This is a genomic window from Streptomyces sp. NPDC044003 (assembly GCF_056435185.1).
The window spans coordinates 250,663-266,797 of sequence record NZ_JBWKFA010000007.1; the positions used below are offsets into that span (position 1 = coordinate 250,663).

18 protein-coding genes are annotated in these 16,135 nt (G+C 71.4%); 9 read left to right on the forward strand and 9 right to left on the reverse strand.

Annotated elements, in window-relative coordinates:
- Positions 1-13: 13 nt before the first annotated feature.
- Positions 14-691 (forward strand): uracil-DNA glycosylase, encoded by a 678-nt coding sequence (locus AC07AW_RS27245; protein WP_478818079.1) that lies wholly within the window; start codon positions 14-16, stop codon positions 689-691.
- A 39-nt stretch (positions 692-730) separates the two neighbouring features.
- Here AC07AW_RS27245 and AC07AW_RS27250 read toward each other — a convergent pair whose 3' ends face one another.
- From AC07AW_RS27250 to AC07AW_RS27260, 3 genes are all read right to left on the reverse strand, one after another.
- On the reverse strand, positions 731-1,273 hold the full coding sequence (locus tag AC07AW_RS27250; protein ID WP_478818080.1) for an RICIN domain-containing protein: 543 nt from the start codon (positions 1,271-1,273) through the stop codon (positions 731-733).
- Positions 1,274-1,400: 127 nt separating this feature from the next.
- The gene (locus AC07AW_RS27255) at positions 1,401-2,483 is read right to left on the reverse strand and encodes a WD40/YVTN/BNR-like repeat-containing protein (RefSeq protein WP_478818081.1); all 1,083 of its coding nucleotides are present in this window, start codon (positions 2,481-2,483) and stop codon (positions 1,401-1,403) included.
- A gap of 364 nt (positions 2,484-2,847) precedes the next feature.
- Positions 2,848-3,927: an NADH:flavin oxidoreductase/NADH oxidase gene (locus AC07AW_RS27260; protein ID WP_478818082.1), complete on the reverse strand. Its 1,080-nt coding sequence runs from the start codon at positions 3,925-3,927 to the stop codon at positions 2,848-2,850.
- Between the two features lie 122 nt (positions 3,928-4,049).
- On the opposite strand from AC07AW_RS27260, the gene AC07AW_RS27265 reads away from it, so the two are divergent.
- Complete coding sequence (locus AC07AW_RS27265; protein WP_478818083.1) at positions 4,050-4,403, forward strand: ArsR/SmtB family transcription factor; 354 nt, start codon at positions 4,050-4,052, stop codon at positions 4,401-4,403.
- A gap of 42 nt (positions 4,404-4,445) precedes the next feature.
- Here AC07AW_RS27265 and AC07AW_RS27270 read toward each other — a convergent pair whose 3' ends face one another.
- Entirely contained in the window at positions 4,446-5,093 is a 648-nt protein-coding gene (locus tag AC07AW_RS27270; RefSeq protein WP_478818266.1) for a DUF305 domain-containing protein, read from the reverse strand.
- Between the two features lie 284 nt (positions 5,094-5,377).
- On the opposite strand from AC07AW_RS27270, the gene AC07AW_RS27275 reads away from it, so the two are divergent.
- Positions 5,378-6,808, forward strand: coding sequence for an LVIVD repeat-containing protein (locus tag AC07AW_RS27275; RefSeq protein WP_478818267.1), 1,431 nt, complete (start codon positions 5,378-5,380; stop codon positions 6,806-6,808).
- Positions 6,809-6,822: 14 nt separating this feature from the next.
- Here the strand turns inward: AC07AW_RS27275 and AC07AW_RS27280 are convergent, their stop codons facing one another.
- The 4 genes from AC07AW_RS27280 to AC07AW_RS27295 all read right to left on the reverse strand — a co-directional run bounded on the left by AC07AW_RS27280 (position 6,823) and on the right by AC07AW_RS27295 (position 9,973).
- Complete coding sequence (locus AC07AW_RS27280; protein WP_478818084.1) at positions 6,823-7,446, reverse strand: TetR/AcrR family transcriptional regulator; 624 nt, start codon at positions 7,444-7,446, stop codon at positions 6,823-6,825.
- Between the two features lie 129 nt (positions 7,447-7,575).
- A complete protein-coding gene (locus AC07AW_RS27285) occupies positions 7,576-8,259 on the reverse strand; it encodes a phosphatase PAP2 family protein (protein ID WP_478818085.1) in 684 nt (227 codons plus the stop codon).
- A 99-nt stretch (positions 8,260-8,358) separates the two neighbouring features.
- Positions 8,359-9,294: a M56 family metallopeptidase gene (locus AC07AW_RS27290; RefSeq protein WP_478818086.1), complete on the reverse strand. Its 936-nt coding sequence runs from the start codon at positions 9,292-9,294 to the stop codon at positions 8,359-8,361.
- Between the two features lie 118 nt (positions 9,295-9,412).
- The gene (locus AC07AW_RS27295) at positions 9,413-9,973 is read right to left on the reverse strand and encodes a DUF5134 domain-containing protein (protein WP_478818087.1); all 561 of its coding nucleotides are present in this window, start codon (positions 9,971-9,973) and stop codon (positions 9,413-9,415) included.
- A 171-nt stretch (positions 9,974-10,144) separates the two neighbouring features.
- On the opposite strand from AC07AW_RS27295, the gene AC07AW_RS27300 reads away from it, so the two are divergent.
- From AC07AW_RS27300 to AC07AW_RS27320, 5 genes are all read left to right on the forward strand, one after another.
- Entirely contained in the window at positions 10,145-10,696 is a 552-nt protein-coding gene (locus AC07AW_RS27300) for a GNAT family N-acetyltransferase (protein WP_478818088.1), read from the forward strand.
- Positions 10,697-10,853: 157 nt separating this feature from the next.
- Positions 10,854-12,260 (forward strand): DUF6421 family protein, encoded by a 1,407-nt coding sequence (locus AC07AW_RS27305; RefSeq protein ID WP_478818089.1) that lies wholly within the window; start codon positions 10,854-10,856, stop codon positions 12,258-12,260.
- 35 nt (positions 12,261-12,295) lie between these two features.
- Entirely contained in the window at positions 12,296-13,057 is a 762-nt protein-coding gene (locus tag AC07AW_RS27310; RefSeq protein WP_478818268.1) for an SDR family NAD(P)-dependent oxidoreductase, read from the forward strand.
- Positions 13,054-14,133, forward strand: coding sequence for a threonine aldolase family protein (locus tag AC07AW_RS27315; protein WP_478818090.1), 1,080 nt, complete (start codon positions 13,054-13,056; stop codon positions 14,131-14,133). Before AC07AW_RS27310 ends, AC07AW_RS27315 begins: the two co-directional genes overlap by 4 nt.
- 74 nt (positions 14,134-14,207) lie before the next feature.
- Positions 14,208-14,807 carry a transglutaminase-like domain-containing protein gene (locus AC07AW_RS27320; RefSeq protein WP_478818091.1) on the forward strand — a complete coding sequence of 200 codons (600 nt, stop codon included), beginning with the start codon at positions 14,208-14,210 and terminating at the stop codon, positions 14,805-14,807.
- Between the two features lie 28 nt (positions 14,808-14,835).
- Here AC07AW_RS27320 and AC07AW_RS27325 read toward each other — a convergent pair whose 3' ends face one another.
- The gene (locus AC07AW_RS27325; RefSeq protein ID WP_478818092.1) at positions 14,836-15,558 is read right to left on the reverse strand and encodes a lysophospholipid acyltransferase family protein; all 723 of its coding nucleotides are present in this window, start codon (positions 15,556-15,558) and stop codon (positions 14,836-14,838) included.
- A 223-nt stretch (positions 15,559-15,781) separates the two neighbouring features.
- Between AC07AW_RS27325 and AC07AW_RS27330 the strand changes: the two genes are divergently transcribed.
- Complete coding sequence (locus AC07AW_RS27330; protein WP_030686007.1) at positions 15,782-16,093, forward strand: TlpA family protein disulfide reductase; 312 nt, start codon at positions 15,782-15,784, stop codon at positions 16,091-16,093.
- The last annotated feature ends 42 nt before the right edge of the window (positions 16,094-16,135 follow it).

Sequence of the window (16,135 nt, forward strand, 5' to 3'; positions counted from 1 at the left end):
AGAGTGACGGACCGTGACAGCGCGACCCTTGAACGAACTGGTGGAGCCCGGTTGGGCGGAGGCCCTGAGCCCCGTCGCGGGGCGTGTCGCCGCGATGGGCGACTTCCTGCGGGCGGAGATCGCCTCGGGCCGGACCTACCTGCCCTCCGGGCCGAACGTGCTGCGGGCCTTCCAGCAGCCCTTCGACGAGGTGCGGGTCCTGATCGTGGGTCAGGATCCCTATCACACACCGGGGATGCCGATGGGGCTCAGCTTCTCCGTCGCCCCCGAGGTCCGCTCGCTGCCCCCCAGCCTGGAGAACATCTTCCGGGAGCTGCACACCGACCTCGGCCTGCCCCGGCCGTCGAACGGCGACCTGATGCCGTGGACCCGCCAGGGCGTCCTGCTCCTCAACAGGGCGCTGACCACGGCCCCGCGCAAGGCGGGCGCGCACCGGGGCAAGGGCTGGGAAGAGGTCACCGAGCAGGCCATCCGCGCGCTGGCCGCCCGCGGCAAGCCCCTGGTGTCGATCCTCTGGGGCAGCGACGCCCGCAGGGCTCGCCCGCTCCTCGGCAACCTGCCGGCGATCGAGTCCGCGCACCCGTCCCCGATGTCGGCGGACCGGGGCTTCTTCGGCTCCCGCCCGTTCAGTCGGGCGAACGAGATGCTCCTCGGCATGGGCGCCCAGCCGGTGGACTGGCGCCTGCCGTGACCGTCGCGGGCGCCGGGTGGACCGGCGCCCGCTCCGGGGCTACACCATGGTGAAGGAGAACTTCTGGTTGGCTCCGTAGTGGCAGTCCCACAGGCGGGCCACCGCGCCCGCGCTCTGGCTCCAGTCCGCGATCTCCAGGCACTTACCGGCGGCGTACTCGTAGGACGGGTAGATCAGGCCCGAGTTGCCGTACCAGGTCTGGTTGGCGCCGTAGTGGCAGTCCCACTGGTTGGCGGTGGCGCCGTTGTACGTCGCCCAGCCGCCGATCTCCAGACACATGCCGCTGTTGACGTTCACGTACCAGTACGGCCCCGTCGACGAGCCGGTCATGTAGTACTTGCGCCACTTCTGGTTGGCGCCGCCGGTGCACGGCCACTGGCGCACCGCCGCGCCGTTCGACTTGCTCCAGTCGGCGACCTCCAGGCACATGCCCGGGGCGTGCTGCGGGCTGATCGTGTACGTGAAGTCGTAGACGCGCGACTCGGCGTGGGCCGGGCCGGCCGTCACGCCGAAGACGAGGCCGAGGGCGGCGGCGAGCACGAGCAGACCGCGCCGGGCGCGGACGAGGGGACTGGGCTTCATGGTCCTCTGCAATCAGGAAGGACCCGGCCGACGGCCGGGAAACGCCGCTCATGATCGCATGCCCGTGCGAACGAACGCCCTTGTCTTCGGCGGTACTTGAGTAACCCCGGCGGAATCTGTGGTTCCGTCAGATCACCGCCGCCCGCACGCACAGCACGTCCGGCAGGTGCTCCGCGAGCAGCTGCCAGCTGTCCCCGTCGTCGGCGCTCGCGTACAGCTCGCCGTTCCGGTTGCCGAAGTAGACGCCCGCCGGGTCCGCGTCGTCCGTGCACAGGGCGTCCCGCAGTACCGTGCCGTAGTGGTCGCCCTCGGGCAGGCCCCGGGAGAGCGGCTCCCAGGTCTCGCCGGCGTCCGTCGTGCGGTAGACACGGCAGCGGTGGCCCGCCGGCACCCGGTCGGAGTCGGCGGTGATGGGGAAGACATAGGCGGTGTCGGGGCGGTGCGGGTGCGCGGCGATCGCGAACCCGAAGTCCGAGGGGAGCCCCGAGCCGATGTCGGTCCATTGCGCGCCGGCGTCGTCGCTGCGGAAGACCCCCCAGTGGTTCTGGAGGTAGAGCCGGTCCCTGTCGCCCGCGTCCTGGGCGATCTTGTGGACGCACTGTCCGAACTCGGGGTTCGGGTCGGGCAGGAAGACGGCGGACACACCCTGGTTGGAAGGCGCCCACGCGGCCCCGCCGTCCTGCGAGCGGAACACCCCCGCGGTCGACACCGCGACCGTCAGGGCGGCCGGGTCGCGCGGGTCGGTGACGACGGTGTGCACGGCCTCGCCGCCTCCGCCGGGCACCCACTTCGAGCGTGTGGGGTGCTCCCAGAGCGGGCGGACGAGCTCGAACGACTCGCCGCCGTCCGCCGACCGGAAGAGCGCGGCCGGTTCGGTCCCCGCGTAGACGACGTCGGGGGAGTGCCCCGGTGCCGGGTGCAACTGCCAGACACGCTCCAGGGAGGCCCCGGTGTCCTCGGGGAACTTCACCGCCGGCCGGGCCGGTTCGGTCCAGCTCGTGCCGAGGTCGTCGGAGTGGAAGACGGACGGGCCCCAGTGGGCGCTGTCCCCGCCGACGAGCAGCCGCGGGGCCGGCCGTCGCGTGTCGATGGCGACGGAGTACACCGCCTGCGCGGGGAAGGCGGGATCGTCGAACTCCCACCGTCCGTCGTGTCGCCGGCCGATGAAGAGACCCTTGCGGGTGCCTACGGTGAGGAGTACGTCGGGCATGGCTGCCACCTCCAGGACGCCGTTGTCGCGGATACGGGCCAGTCTGCACCCACCCACTGACAACGGCCCCCACAGACACCCCGGCCCCGGCCGGGGGTGCGTCAGGCGCCCCCGCACCCGCCCCGGCGTGGGCCCGCCCGACGCCCCGGCATGGGCGCGTCAGGCACCGGGCATCCGCCCCGGCGTGGGTCCGCCCGACGCCCCGCATGGGCCGCCCCGCGCCCGGCACCCGCCCCGGCAAGGGCCCGCCCCCCGGTGCCGCCCTGCGCCCGCCCCGCCCTGCGCCTGCCCCGGCAAGGGGGCCCCGCCCCACGCCCGGCACCCGCCCCGGCAAGGCCCCGGCGGCACCCCGTCCCGTCCCCGTTCAGATCGCCCAGGCGTACTGCGAAGGCGCCGGGGTCGTCGCGCCCAGTTCGCGGGCCGCTCGGCGGGGCCAGGAGGCGTCGCGGAGGAGTTCGCGGCCGAGGAGGACCGCGTCGGCCTCGCCGTTGGAGAGGATCTTCTCGGCCTGCTCGCTCTCGGTGATCAGGCCGACGGCGGCGACGGGCAGCCCGGTCTCCGCCTTGACGCGGGCGGCGAAGGGCACCTGGTAGCCGGGGCCCACCGGGATCTCGGCCGGTCCGCCGTTGCCGCCGCTGGAGACGTCGAGGAGGTCGACGCCGTGCTCGCGCAGCAGCGCGGCGAAGCGGACGGTCTCGTCGACGGTCCACCCCTGCTCCTCCAGCCAGTCGGTGGCGGAGATCCGGAAGAGGACGGGCAGCTCCTCGGGCCAGACGGCGCGCACGGCGTCGACGACCTCCAGGGCGAGGCGGGTCCGGTTCTCGAACGAGCCGCCGTAGGCGTCCGTGCGGTGGTTGCTGTGCGGGGAGAGGAACTCGCCGATGAGGTAGCCGTGCGCGCCGTGCACCTCGACGATCTCGAATCCGGCCGCCAGTGCGCGCCGGGCCGCGTCCGCGAACTGTCCGGTGATCTCCCGGATCCGGTCCACGGTCAGCTCGGTGGGCACCGGGTAGCCCTCGGCGAACTCGACCGGGCTGGGGCCGACGGGCTGCCAGCCCTCGCCCGGATCGACCGGGCCGCGGCCCTCCCAGGGGCGGTTGGTGGAGGCCTTGCGTCCGGCGTGGCCGATCTGGATGCCGGGCACGGTGCCGTGCTCCTTGAGGAAGCCGGAGATCCGCCGCAGTCCCTCGACCTGGGTGTCGTTCCAGAGGCCGAGGTCCGCCGGGCTGATGCGGCCCTCGGGGGCGACGGCGGTCGCCTCGACGAGGATCAGTCCGGCGCCGCCGGTGGCGCGGGCCGCGTAGTGGGCGAAGTGCCAGTCGCCGGCGACACCCGCGTTCGGCCCGCTCGTCTCCGCCGAGTACTGGCACATGGGCGCCATCCAGACCCGGTTGGGCACGGTCACGGACCGGAGGGTGTAGGGCTCGAACAGGGCGACGCTCATGACGGACTCCGTTTCGGGATGCCTCGAAGGTACTCGTACGATACTCATCGTAGTACGGCACCTGTCAAACTACGAGGTTCCTCGTACAATGGCCGCATCCCGGATGAAGTGGAGCCGCCGCCATGACGACCACCACCAGCCCGCGCGTCCTCGAACACCCCACGCGCGACCAGATCCGCCTCGAAGAGGTGCTGCACGCCCTCTCGGACACCGTGCGTCTGCGGATCGTGCAGGACATGGCGCGCGAGGACACCGAGCTCAGCTGCTCGTACTTCGACCTCCCGGTCACCAAGTCGACGACCACGCATCACTTCCGGGTGCTCCGGGAGAGCGGTGTCATCCGGCAGATGTACCGGGGCACGGCCAAGCTCAACTGCCTGCGCAGGAGCGACCTCGACGCCCTCTTCCCCGGTCTCCTCGACTCCGTCCTCGCCGCCGCCGGCGCCCAGGCCGGGCGCGAGGGGGAGACGGCCTGACGGCCGCCGTCCCCACGGGAGTCGCGACGGTGAGGCCCCCGGCTACAGGGAGCGCATCCGGTTGATCTCCGAGGTCTGCTGGGCGATCACGTCGTTCGCCATCTCCTCCACGAGGACGTTGTTCCCCTCGCTCAGCACCTCGGCGGCCATCGTCACGGCCCCCTCGTGATGCGCGATCATCAGCTTCAGGAAGAGCTCGTCGAAGGCCTTGCCCTTCGCGTTCCGCAGCTCCGTCAGCTGCTCCTCGGTCGCCATGCCCGGCATCGAGTGATGGTCGTGCGCGCCCTGTTCACGCGAACCGCCGTTGTTTTTCAGCCAACCTTCCATCGCGTCGATCTCCGGCCGCTGCGCCGCGGCGATCCGCTCGGCGACCTTCTTCACCTGCGGCGAGGACGCCCGCTGCGGGGCCAGCCCCGTCATCGTCAGGGCCTGCTCGTGGTGCACGGTCATCATCTGCACGTACCGGAAGTCCGCCCCGTTCGGGCTCTCGTCGGGAAGCAGCCGGGCCGCCTCCTCGGGGGATATCCGCCGGCCCGGTTCACCGGGCTTCCCCGGTGCCACCACCGCAGGCCCCGTCGAGGCCCCGGCCTGCGGCGCGTCCTTGTCGGGCCCCGACTCGCAGGCTCCCAGGGCGAGTACGGCGACGGCGGACAGGGCCGCGGCGACGACGGCACGCTGACGGCGGATCAACAACGCGACCTCCAGGTGTTCTTGCGGGACAGTGACCGTTCCTAGCACCTTTCTCCGGGGGGCCGATCAAAAACCTTCATTACGTCTGTGTTGCCATCTGTTGAGATGTGCATGGCACGGAAGATACTGCCGGGGTCCCAACACCCGTTCAAAGCTGAACGGATACCAGGGAGGACGGAGTGACTTCGTTGCGTACCCCGCGTTCCACGTCCGACACGCGTGACCCGCGTGCCCGCATCAGACGCCTGGGCGTGGCATCCGCCGCCGCCGGGCTGCTCGCCACCATGCTCGTGGCAGGACCCGCGACCGCCAGCCCCGACCCCGGAGACACCGGCCCCGTACAGGGCGCGGTCTCCTCCCAGCAGGCCGACGAGGCGCGCGCGGCCATCCAGAGCGGCGAGATACCCGGCGTGGACGAGATCGTCCACAGCCAGAACATCGAGCACCTGGCGAACGTCCCCAAGGACGCCCTCAAGAGCCTCAACTCGGACCTCGCCTTCCAGGGCAAGTACGCCTTCGCCGGCAACTACGACGGCTTCCGCATCTTCGACATCAGCGACCCGAAGGCCCCGAAGACCGTCACGCAGGTCCTCTGCCCGGGCTCCCAGAACGACGTCTCGGTCTCCGGGAACCTCCTCTTCCTCTCCACCGACTCCTCCCGAAGCGACAACTCGTGCGCCAGCACGACGCAGCCCGCCTCGGTCAAGGAGTCCTGGGAGGGCATGAAGATCTTCGACATCAGCGACATCACCAACCCGAAGTACGTCGCCTCCGTCGAGACCAACTGCGGTTCCCACACCCACACGATCCTGCCCAAGGGCAAGAACGTGTACATCTACGTCTCCTCCTACTCGCCCAACGCGGCCTTCCCGGACTGCCAGCCCCCGCACGACGGCATCTCCGTCATCAAGGTGCCGCGCAAGGCGCCCGAGCAGGCGGCGGTCGTCAACTTCCCCGTCCTCTTCCCGGGCGAGGGCCCGGACGGCGGCGGCAACCCGGGTGCGCCCACCAACCCGGGCGTCTCCAAGACCACCGGCTGCCACGACATCACCGTGCTTCCGTCGGAGAACCTCGCGGCCGGCGCCTGCATGGGTGACGGCATCCTCTTCGACATCAAGGACCCCGAGCACCCGCGGGTCATCGACCGGGTCCAGGACAACGTCAACTTCGCGTTCTGGCACTCCGCGACCTTCAACCAGAAGGCGAACAAGGTCGTCTTCACCGACGAGCTCGGCGGCGGCGGCGCCGCCACCTGCAACGCCCAGGTCGGCCCCAACCGGGGCGCCGACGGCATCTACGACATCGTCGGCGAAGGCGACCAGCGCAAGCTCGTCTTCCGCAGCTACTTCAAGATCCCGCGCCACCAGGCCGACACCGAGAACTGCGTCGCCCACAACGGCTCGCTGATCCCGGTCAAGGGCAAGGACCTCATGGTCCAGGCCTGGTACCAGGGCGGTGTCTCCGTCTGGGACTTCACCGACTCCTCCGCCCCGAAGGAGATCGCCTACTTCGAGCGCGGCCCGCTGTCCGCCACCACCATGGCGACCGGCGGCTCGTGGTCCGCGTACTACTACAACGGCTACATCTACTCGAACGACATCGCGAAGGGCTTCGACGTCCTGAAGCTCTCCGACCGTCGTACGGACCCGGCGAAGCGGATCCGGATGGACGGCCTCAACGTCCAGACGCAGCCGGACTACTTCGACGACTTCTAGGACCGATCACCGCTTCACGACCGTGGCGCGCCGTCGGGCGGACCCCCGTCCGGCGGCGCTCCCGCCTCCCAGTCGAGGCCGTACCGGTGGAACAGCTCCGACCGCAGGCGCGCGAGCGGCATCGGGGCCCCCGGCAGCAGCACCGCCACCACCGCGCCCATCAGCAGGGCGCGCAGCAGCGGATAGTCCGTGTCCACGTCCGCCGAGCCGTACCGCGTGACCGTGTCCCGCAGCAGGAAGGCCAGGCGCTGCTGCTCCTCGCACTGCACGAATCCGTCGGCCTGCAGGATGCCCGCCATGTGGGTCCGCATCAGGGTGGGCCGCGTCACCGCGAGTCCCAGTATCGCGTCGATCGCGCGGGCGAGACGCTCGCGGCCGTCCTCCGTGCGCGGCTCCCGTTCGAGCGCCTCCTCCAGGGTCAAATGCATCAGCCGGTGCACCGCCGCCTGGAGCAGCACCCGCTTGCCGGGGAAGTAGTACGAGATCAGCCCCCGCGCCGTACCGGCCCGCTCCGCTATGTCGCCGAGCGTGGTCGCCTCGTAGCCGTGGGCGTCGACAAGGTCCACGGTGGCCTGGAGAATCCGCTCCCGCGACCGGCGCCGAAGCTCTTCATTGACCGATGGGCTACGCGGGGACATGCTGGACTCCTGCGTTGACTGGCTGCCGGCCAATATACTCGGCGCATCCCGTCGGCATGCCCGTGTGGCATACCGACGGGGATGCCGTCTGTTCTGGGCGACACGGGGGATCGTCCAGAACAGGCGGCTTCATCGTCTTTCTCCCATTCTGCTCCCGCCGCCTTCACCCTCGGGGGAGCGGCGTGCCGCTCGGCGCCGATCGCTCCACCGGTACGTGAGCACCGCCGCGGCCACACAGCACCAGCCCAGCAGCCAGCCCTCGACCACGTCCGAGGGCCAGTGCACGCCCAGGTAGACCCGCGTCCAGCCGACCCCGAGCACCGAGACGACGGCGGCGCCCGCCAGGGTGCCCCAGCCGCGCCACTCCGCCCGCCAGTGCAGGGCGAGCACCCACAGCAGCAGCCCGCAGGTGACCGTCGCCGTCATCGCGTGCCCCGACGGGAAGGCCGCGTACCGCGCGGCGTCGACCGGGTCGGTCCAGTACGGACGGTCCCGCCCCACCAGTGCCTTGAGGGCCTGTTGGAGCCCGACGGCCAGCAGGCTCGTGCCGGCCACCCACAGCGCCGCCCGCCGGTCCCCCCGCCACCACAGCAACACCGCGGCAGCGGCGGCCAGGGCACGCATCGTCCACGGGTCCCACACCCAGTCGGTGAGGATGCGGTTGAGGTGGGTGAACCCGGGGTGGGCGAGCGCGCTGCGGTGGAGCGCCTCGGCGACCGACCGGTCGAAGGAGAGCAACGGCGCCCACCCCACGGCGACGAGCACGAGCAGAGTCAGGGCCAGGACCCCGGAGACCAGGGCGGAGGTGCGCATGCGCCGATCCTGCCCGACGACCGGCTCCGCGCCGCCCTCCGGACGGCCGGCGCGCGTCGCCGCCCGGGCCGCGGTGGCCGCGCGCGCCGTCACCCGCGGCTATCCCAGCGCACGCAGCGCCGGGACGAAGGCCACGAGTACGGGGACCACGGGCACCAGGGACGCGGCCGCCGTCAGCCGGAGCCGGCGTCCGGCGGTGAGGCGGGGCGCCGCGGTGAGCAGCCGGTTCACCCGCTGCGGCAGATGGGCGGCGGGGCCCGGGCCGGGACCGAACACCCCTCGGTCCTCGTTCAGTTCGACCAGCGCGAGCGCGATCGTCAGCCGCCCGAAGCGGCGCGAGGCCACGTCGTCGGCGGCCAGTTCCACCAGGCGGTGCATCTCCTCGCGGAAGGCCGCGAAGACCGGGATCCCCGGGAACCCGGCGGCCAGCGCCCCCGAGCTGTGCAGCAGCCAGTCGTGCCGGGCCCGGGCGTGGCCCTGCTCGTGCGCGAGGAGCGCGTCCAGCTGACGCCCCTTCAACCGCCGCAGCGCCGCCGTCGTGATGACCAGCTGCGGAGTGGAGCCCGCCATGAACCAGGCGTCCGCCCGCTCGCCCTCCAGGACGACGAGCCGCTCGCTGCCCGGCCGCTCCCCGGGCAGCAGGGGCGCGCGCACGAGCAGATCGCAGTGGCGCTGCCGGCGCCTGGCGCGGGCCCGGCCGATCTCCCGGCCCAGCATCGCCCCGGACCAGAGCCCGCCGGCCGCCAGGGCCACCGCGAGCACCGCGGACCAGGGCCCGGACGTGCCGAGTTCGTACGCGTCGACCACCGCGCGCGGCGCGCCCGCGAAGACCTGCCCCCGCACGGCCTGCCAGGCCGCGGAGGCGCTGAACGTCATGGAGAGCGCGAAGCTCAGCAGCACGGCGGCCACCACGCACTGCCACACCCACAGGGCCACCACGGGTTCTCGCTCCGCCCAGTCCGCCCGGGACAGCAGCCGGGGGGCCGCGAGGGCGGTCAGGACGCCGAGCAGGAACAGCGCGAGGGAGACCCACATGGCGTCAGCCTATGAGCGCGGTACGCGCCGGGGTACGGTCGCGCACGGCAAGTGACATACGCCACGGTTTGGTTGGCCGGAAGGCGCGGGCCCCGGGCCGGATCTCTTCAGCACCCCCTCACAGGGTCACCAGCATCCCGAGCATCGCGAGCGCCATCGAGAGCCGGCAGGCCAGCGTCAGCTCCGGCCGGGTCGCCCAGGCGGGACCTGGGCCGCCGGCCGCCGCCGCCAGGGGGACGAGCCGCGCCCCGGAGCGGAGCACGTACGCCACGTAATAGAGGAGGAGCCCGCCCGTCAGCACGGGTATGCCTCCCGTCGCCCCCGCCGTGTGCCCCGCGTGCGCCCCCGCCGCGCCGGGCGCCGCCATCGCCACCGTCATGTAGACCATGGCGAGCGAGCCCACCAGATGGTGCAGATGGTGGCCGCCGCGCCGCACCGAGTGGAGACCGTGCAGCGCCGCCGCGCCGAACACCGCCGCGTACACCGCCAGGACCCACTCCGGCGGGGTCAGGACCGCGGCGGGCAGCGCCATGGCCGCCATCCCGAAGCCCATCACCGCCTCGCCGCGCGCGGCCTTCCGCTCCTCACCGGCGCAGGCCCGCATCCGCACCAGGCAGTACCCGCCCGTCGCCGCGCACAGCGCGACCATCAGCCACCCGGACAGGGCCGGTCCGTGCACGGCACACCTCCCCCTCGATGCCGTCCCCTCCAGGGAGGGATGCCCGCCCCGGGGACGCCGCACGCGGGCGCACGGGCGCGCACAGGCGTACGAGGGGAGCGGAAGGCGCGCGCGTTAGGCTCGGGACGATCGCGCACGCCGATCGTCAGCGCCCGAGGGGAGCCCCGAAACATGGACACCGCCACGTCCCAGGACACCGGCCGGATCAGCTACCGCGAAGCGGTCCTCGACGACGTCCCCGCGCTCGTCCCGCTCGTCGAGTCGGCCTACCGGGGCGACGCGAGCCGGGGCGGCTGGACCACGGAGGCGGACATCCTCCAGGGGCAGCGCACCGACCCCGAGGGCGTGGCCGCGGTCATCACCACCCCCGGCAGCCGGCTCCTGGTCGTGGAGCGCGACGGCGAGCTCGTCGCCTGCTGCCAGCTGGAGCACCGCGGCGAGGCCGCCTACTTCGGCATGTTCGCGGTCCGTCCCGAGCTGCAGGGCGCGGGTCTGGGCAAGCAGATCATCGCGGAGGCCGAGCGCCGAGTGCGCGAGCTGTGGGACGCGCGCGAGATGCACATGACGGTGATCTCCGTGCGCGAGGAGCTGATCGCCTGGTACGAGCGGCGCGGCTACCGCCGTACGGGCCGGACGACCCCCTTCCCGTACGGCGACGATCGCTTCGGCCTGCCCCAGCGCGACGACCTGGAGTTCGAGCTGCTGATCAAGCCGCTGAGCTGACCTGTACGGCGGAAGAGTGGCTTCGACCCTGACGGACAGGAAAAACTTCTGCCGTCAGGGGGGTCGCACAGGATAATTTCTCTTGGCTCCTCTTGTGGGAACCACGCGTCAATGGTTACGTTGTTTTGACGCAAGGTTCTCCTGTGGAGGAAGAGGCATGACGGAAATTCTTGTGCAGGACGTGACCGGTGGGGCGATATCCACCGACGCCCGCGTGATCGACCACCCGGCCTGGGCCGAGCTCAAGAATGCCGTGGAGGAGATCCGTCCCTGGCAGAGCGCCGACGGCTCCATCGACTTCGAGGCCGAGGGCGCCCCCGCCCGCGCGCTCGTCGAGCTGGCCGTGGACCGCCTGGCCGCAGCGGTCGAGCAGCTCTCCCCGCTCGTCCCGCACGACGGCGCCTACCACCGCGCCCTCGTCGCGGACCTGCGCAAGTGGGTCGAGAGCGGCTTCACCGTGCCGGACTTCCTGGACTCCCTCATGGAGTTCCACCCGGCCGCCGGCCGTGCCGACGGGCTCCAGCACCTCGTGCTCTTCCCGATGTACACGCAGAACGGCAACCTCGACCGCAACTTCGAGGCCGTCGTGCTCCGCATGGTCTGGCCGGAGTGGCTCTCCGAGCTGGAGCGCACCCGCTACGACAACCCGGGCTTCTGCGGCATCACCTTCGAGGACTTCACCGCCGGGTACGACACCAACTCGGCCGTCCTCTTCCCGGAGACCGTCGCCGTCCGCGAGGTCCCGGAGCGCTTCACCTGGGGCGGCATCTTCTGCGACCGCGAGGCCGCGCGCTTCCGCAAGGTCACCGAGGCCGCCGTCGACACCCTCGGCGTGAAGCTGCCCGAGGACATCGCCGTCATGCTGGGCGACCAGAAGCGCTGCGAGCAGGCCTTCGCGCTCTGGGACCTGGTCCACGACCGCGCCCACAGCCGCGGCGACCTGCCCTTCGACCCCTTCATGATCAAGCAGCGCCAGCCCTTCTGGATGTACGGCCTGGAGGAGCTCCGCTGCGACCTCACCGCCTTCAAGGAGGCCGTGAAGCTGGAGGCCGAGGGCAACGCGCACGGCCGTGACGTGCAGTACGCGGTCCTCTTCGACCGGATGTTCCGCTTTCCGCTCACCGGCGACCGCAACCGCAACTACGACGGTCTGGGCGGCCAGCTCCTCTTCGCGTACCTCCACAAGAACGACGTGGTGCGCTGGACGGACAACATCCTCACCATCGACTGGGACCGGGCCCCCGAGGTCACCAACCGCCTCTGCTCCGACATCGAGACCCTCTACCGCGAGGGCATCGACCGCCCGAAGCTGGTCCACTGGTTCAAGGCGTACGAGTTCGTCACCACCTACCTCGCCCCCCACCCGGGATCGAAGTGGGCCAAGGGTCCCGACGCCCTCGACCTCTCCCTCCCGCCGCGCAAGCTCGTCGACGACGTGCTTCCGGACGAGTTTCCGCTCAGCATGTTCTTTGAGGCCCTCGCCAAGAAGCTGAAGGGCGTGATCGCCGACACCAAGGGCATCACCGCCGCCGACGTCCCGAGCACCGAGCGGGCCGCCGCGTGAGCGACCTCACCGAGCACACCGAGGAGGCGTCGCCCATGATCTCCAACGGAAACGGCGGACCGCTCGACGGCGCCGTCATCGCCGTCGCCGGCGCGGCAGGCCCTGCGGGCCGTGCCACGCTGCTGCGCCTGGCCGAGGCGGGTGCGACGGTCGTCGCCTCCGACGCCGACCCGGCGCGCCTCGCGGAGGCCGTCGACGCCGCCCGCTACGCCCACGGCGGAGCCAAGGTCATCGGCGACACGGTCGACCTCCTCGACCTGGACGCCACGCGTGACTGGGCCGCGAAGACCGAGAAGGAGTTCGGCCGGATCGACGGCCTGGTCCACCTCGTCGGCGGCTGGCGCGGCAGCGCCTCCTTCACGGAGACCGACCTCAAGGACTGGGACTTCCTGGAGAAGCTCCTCATCCGCACGGTCCAGCACACCTCGCTCGCCTTCCACGACGGGCTGCTGCGGGCCGGCGGACGCGGCCGGTACGCCCTGGTCAGCCAGTCCGGCGCGCACAAGCCGGTCGCCAACAACGCCGCGTACAACGCCGGCAAGGCGGCCGCCGAGGCGTGGACCCTCGCCATGGCGGACTCCTTCCGCAAGCTGGGGGGCGACGAAGGCCCGCAGGCTGCTGCTGCCATCCTGGTGATCAAGGCATTGGTGCACGACGCCATGCGCGCCGAACGCCCCAACGCGAAGTTCGCGGGCTTCACCGACGTCAAGGACCTGGCGAACGAGATCGCCGGACTCTGGGACAAGCCCGCCCAGGAAGTGAATGGACAGCGTCTGTGGCTGACCCCCAAGCCGTGACCGCGGCACTCGGCCCCAGGACCGACGCACGTCGTCACCACGACCCGTCGGTCCGGGGTTTCGCCAGCGACAACTACGCCGGCGCCCACCCCGAGGTCCTCGCGGCCCTCGCCCTCGCCAACGAAGGCCACCAGGTCGCCTACGGCGAGGACCAGTACACCGATCACCTCCAGCGGATCATGCACAGCCACTTCGGCCCCACCGCCGAAGCGTTCCCGGTCTTCAACGGGACCGGGGCGAACGTGACCGCGCTCCAGGCGCTCACCGACCGCTGGGGCGCCGTCATCTGCGCCGAGACCGCCCACATCAACGTGGACGAGGGCGGCGCGCCGGAGCGGATGGGCGGCCTCAAGCTGCTCACCGTCCCGACCCCGGACGGCAAGCTCACCCCCGAGCTGATCGACCGGCAGGCCTGGGGCTGGGAGGACGAGCACCGGGCCATGCCCCAGGTCGTCTCGATCACCCAGAACACGGAGCTCGGCACCGTCTACACGGTGGAGGAGATCCGCGCGATCGTCGAGCACGCCCACTCCAAGGGCATGAAGGTGCACCTCGACGGGGCCCGCATAGCCAACGCGGCCGCCTCGCTCGACGTGCCGATGCGCGCCTTCACCAACGCGGTCGGCGTGGACGTGATCTCGTACGGCGGGACGAAGAACGGCATGCTCTTCGGAGAGGCCGTCGTCGTCCTCAACCCCGACGCGGTCAGCCACATGAAGCACCTGCGCAAGCTGTCCATGCAGCTCGCCTCGAAGATGCGCTTCGTGTCGGTGCAGCTGGAGGCCCTTCTCGCGAAGGACCTGTGGCTGCGCAACGCCCGCCACGCCAACGCGATGGCGCAGCGTCTCGCCGCGGGCGTGCGTGAGGTCGACGGGGTGGAGATCCTCTACCCGGTGCAGGCCAACGCGGTCTTCGCCCGCCTCCCGCACGGGGTGAGCCGACGCCTGCAGGAACGGTTCCGCTTCTACTTCTGGGACGAGGCCGCCGGCGATGTCCGCTGGATGTGCGCCTTCGACACCACGGAGGACGACGTGGACGCCTTCCTCCAGGCGCTGAAGGAAGAGATGGCCCGCTGACAAGGGCTGCATAGATATACGGCCGGACGGAATGTCATTGACTCCGTCCGGCCGTTTTCATAGGGTCGTCCCGCATGGAACTCATCCAGCAGGACCCCGACGTCGACGCGTACCTCGCTGCGAGTGAGGCCGTCGACCATGAGCACCCGCTCGTCAGGGAAGTGTCCGACCGCCTCGCCGACGATCATCCCGAGGCATACTCATACGCCGAGGCTGCCTTCGGGTACGTCCGCGACACCATCCCGCACTCCATGGACTCCGGCGATCTCCGGGTCACCTGGCGCGCCTCCGACGTCCTGGAGCGGCGCACCGGCATCTGCTACGCCAAGTCCCACGCGTACGCCGCGCTCCTGCGGGCCCGCGGTATCCCCGCCGCCCTCTGCTACCAGCGGCTCACCGAGGACGACGGCTCGGACCCGGTGATCCACGGCCTGGTCGCCGTCCTGCTGCCCGGCGAGCGCGCCTGGGCCCGGCAGGACGCGCGGGGGAACAAGCCGGGCGTCGACGCCCGGTTCTCGCTGGGGGAGGAGCGGCTCGCCTGGGCCGTCCGGCCGGAGCTCGGCGAAGTGGACTACCCCGAGCTGTACGCCGCGCCGCACCCGGCCGTCCTGGGCGTCCTGAAGGCCGCCCGGGACCGCCCGTCCCTCGGACGGACGCTCCCGACGGTGCTCTGACCCGGGCGGCCGTGCAGGAACGGTTCCGTCAGCCGGCGTCCTTGACCTGGGCCGGCGTGGGAGCCGTACCGCCGAGGTGCGCGGGAATCCACCAGGTGTCGCTCGCGTCCTTCGGCCGCACCGGGTAGGCACGCTGCGCGGCCTCGAGCAGCTCCTGGACGCGCTCGCGCAGCCGCCGGGTGATCGCGCCCGCGTACTGGTCGGCGGGGGCCTCCACCGGCTCCCCGACGCGGATCGTCACCGGGATGTGGCTCCGCTTGAAGTTCCGCGGCCGGCCCTTCGTCCACACCCGCTGGGTGCCCCACAGCGCCATCGGGATCAGCGGGACGCCCGCCTCCTGCGCCAGGCGCGCCGCACCCGTCTTGAAGCTCTTCAGGGTGAAGGACTGCGAGATGGTCGCCTCGGGGAAGACACCGATGATCTCGCCGGCCCGCAGCGACTCCAGGGCGTGCTTGTAGGCGTGCTCGCCCTGGGTGCGGTCCACCGGGATGTGCTTCATGCCGCGCATGAGCGGCCCCGAGATCTTGTGCTTGAAGACCGAGTCCTTCGCCATGAAGCGCACCAGGCGCTTCTGGGGGAGGGCGGCGAGACCGGTGAAGATGAAGTCCAGGTAGCTGATGTGGTTGCTCACGAGCACCGCGCCGCCGGTCTTCGGGATGTGCTCCGAACCCTGCGTGTCGATCTTCAGGTCGAGCGCCTTGAACATGGTCAGAGCGGCGCCGATGACCGGTCGATAGACGAGTTCTGCCATCGGAGAGGAACCTCTTCTTCATGTGCCCGGAGCGTGTTCTCCCGGCGAAGTTACGCGGCCGTAGGTTTTCGGCTTTGGGCAGATCGTGCCCCATGTGCGGCCCCGTGACCAGTCCAGACGGCTTCGTACGGGGAGATTCTCGTCACTCGCGGTGGTCGTGGCGGGAATCGATCGGCCCCGTGGGACGCTGCACCGGAGGAACGGGAGAGCGAAGGGGAGCGGGATGACCGAGGTCCTGGGGCCGGAGGCGCTGGGCGCCGCACTGGGGGAGCGGGCGACCCTCGTCCAGTTCTCGACGGCCTTCTGCCAGCCCTGCCGGGCCACCCGCCGCACCCTTGCCGAGGTCGCCGCGATGGTGCCGGGCGTGGGGCACGTGGAGATCGACGCCGAGGAGCGCCTCGACCTCGTGCGTGAACTCGGCATCGCCCGTACCCCCACCGTCCTCGTCCTCGACGCCGCCGGGCGGGTCGTCCGCAGGGCCGCCGGACAGCCCCGCAGGGCGGACGTCATCGCCGCGCTGGGCCGCGCGGTCTGACGCCGTGACACTTCTCCCACATCCCGGTACGCACTTGACTGC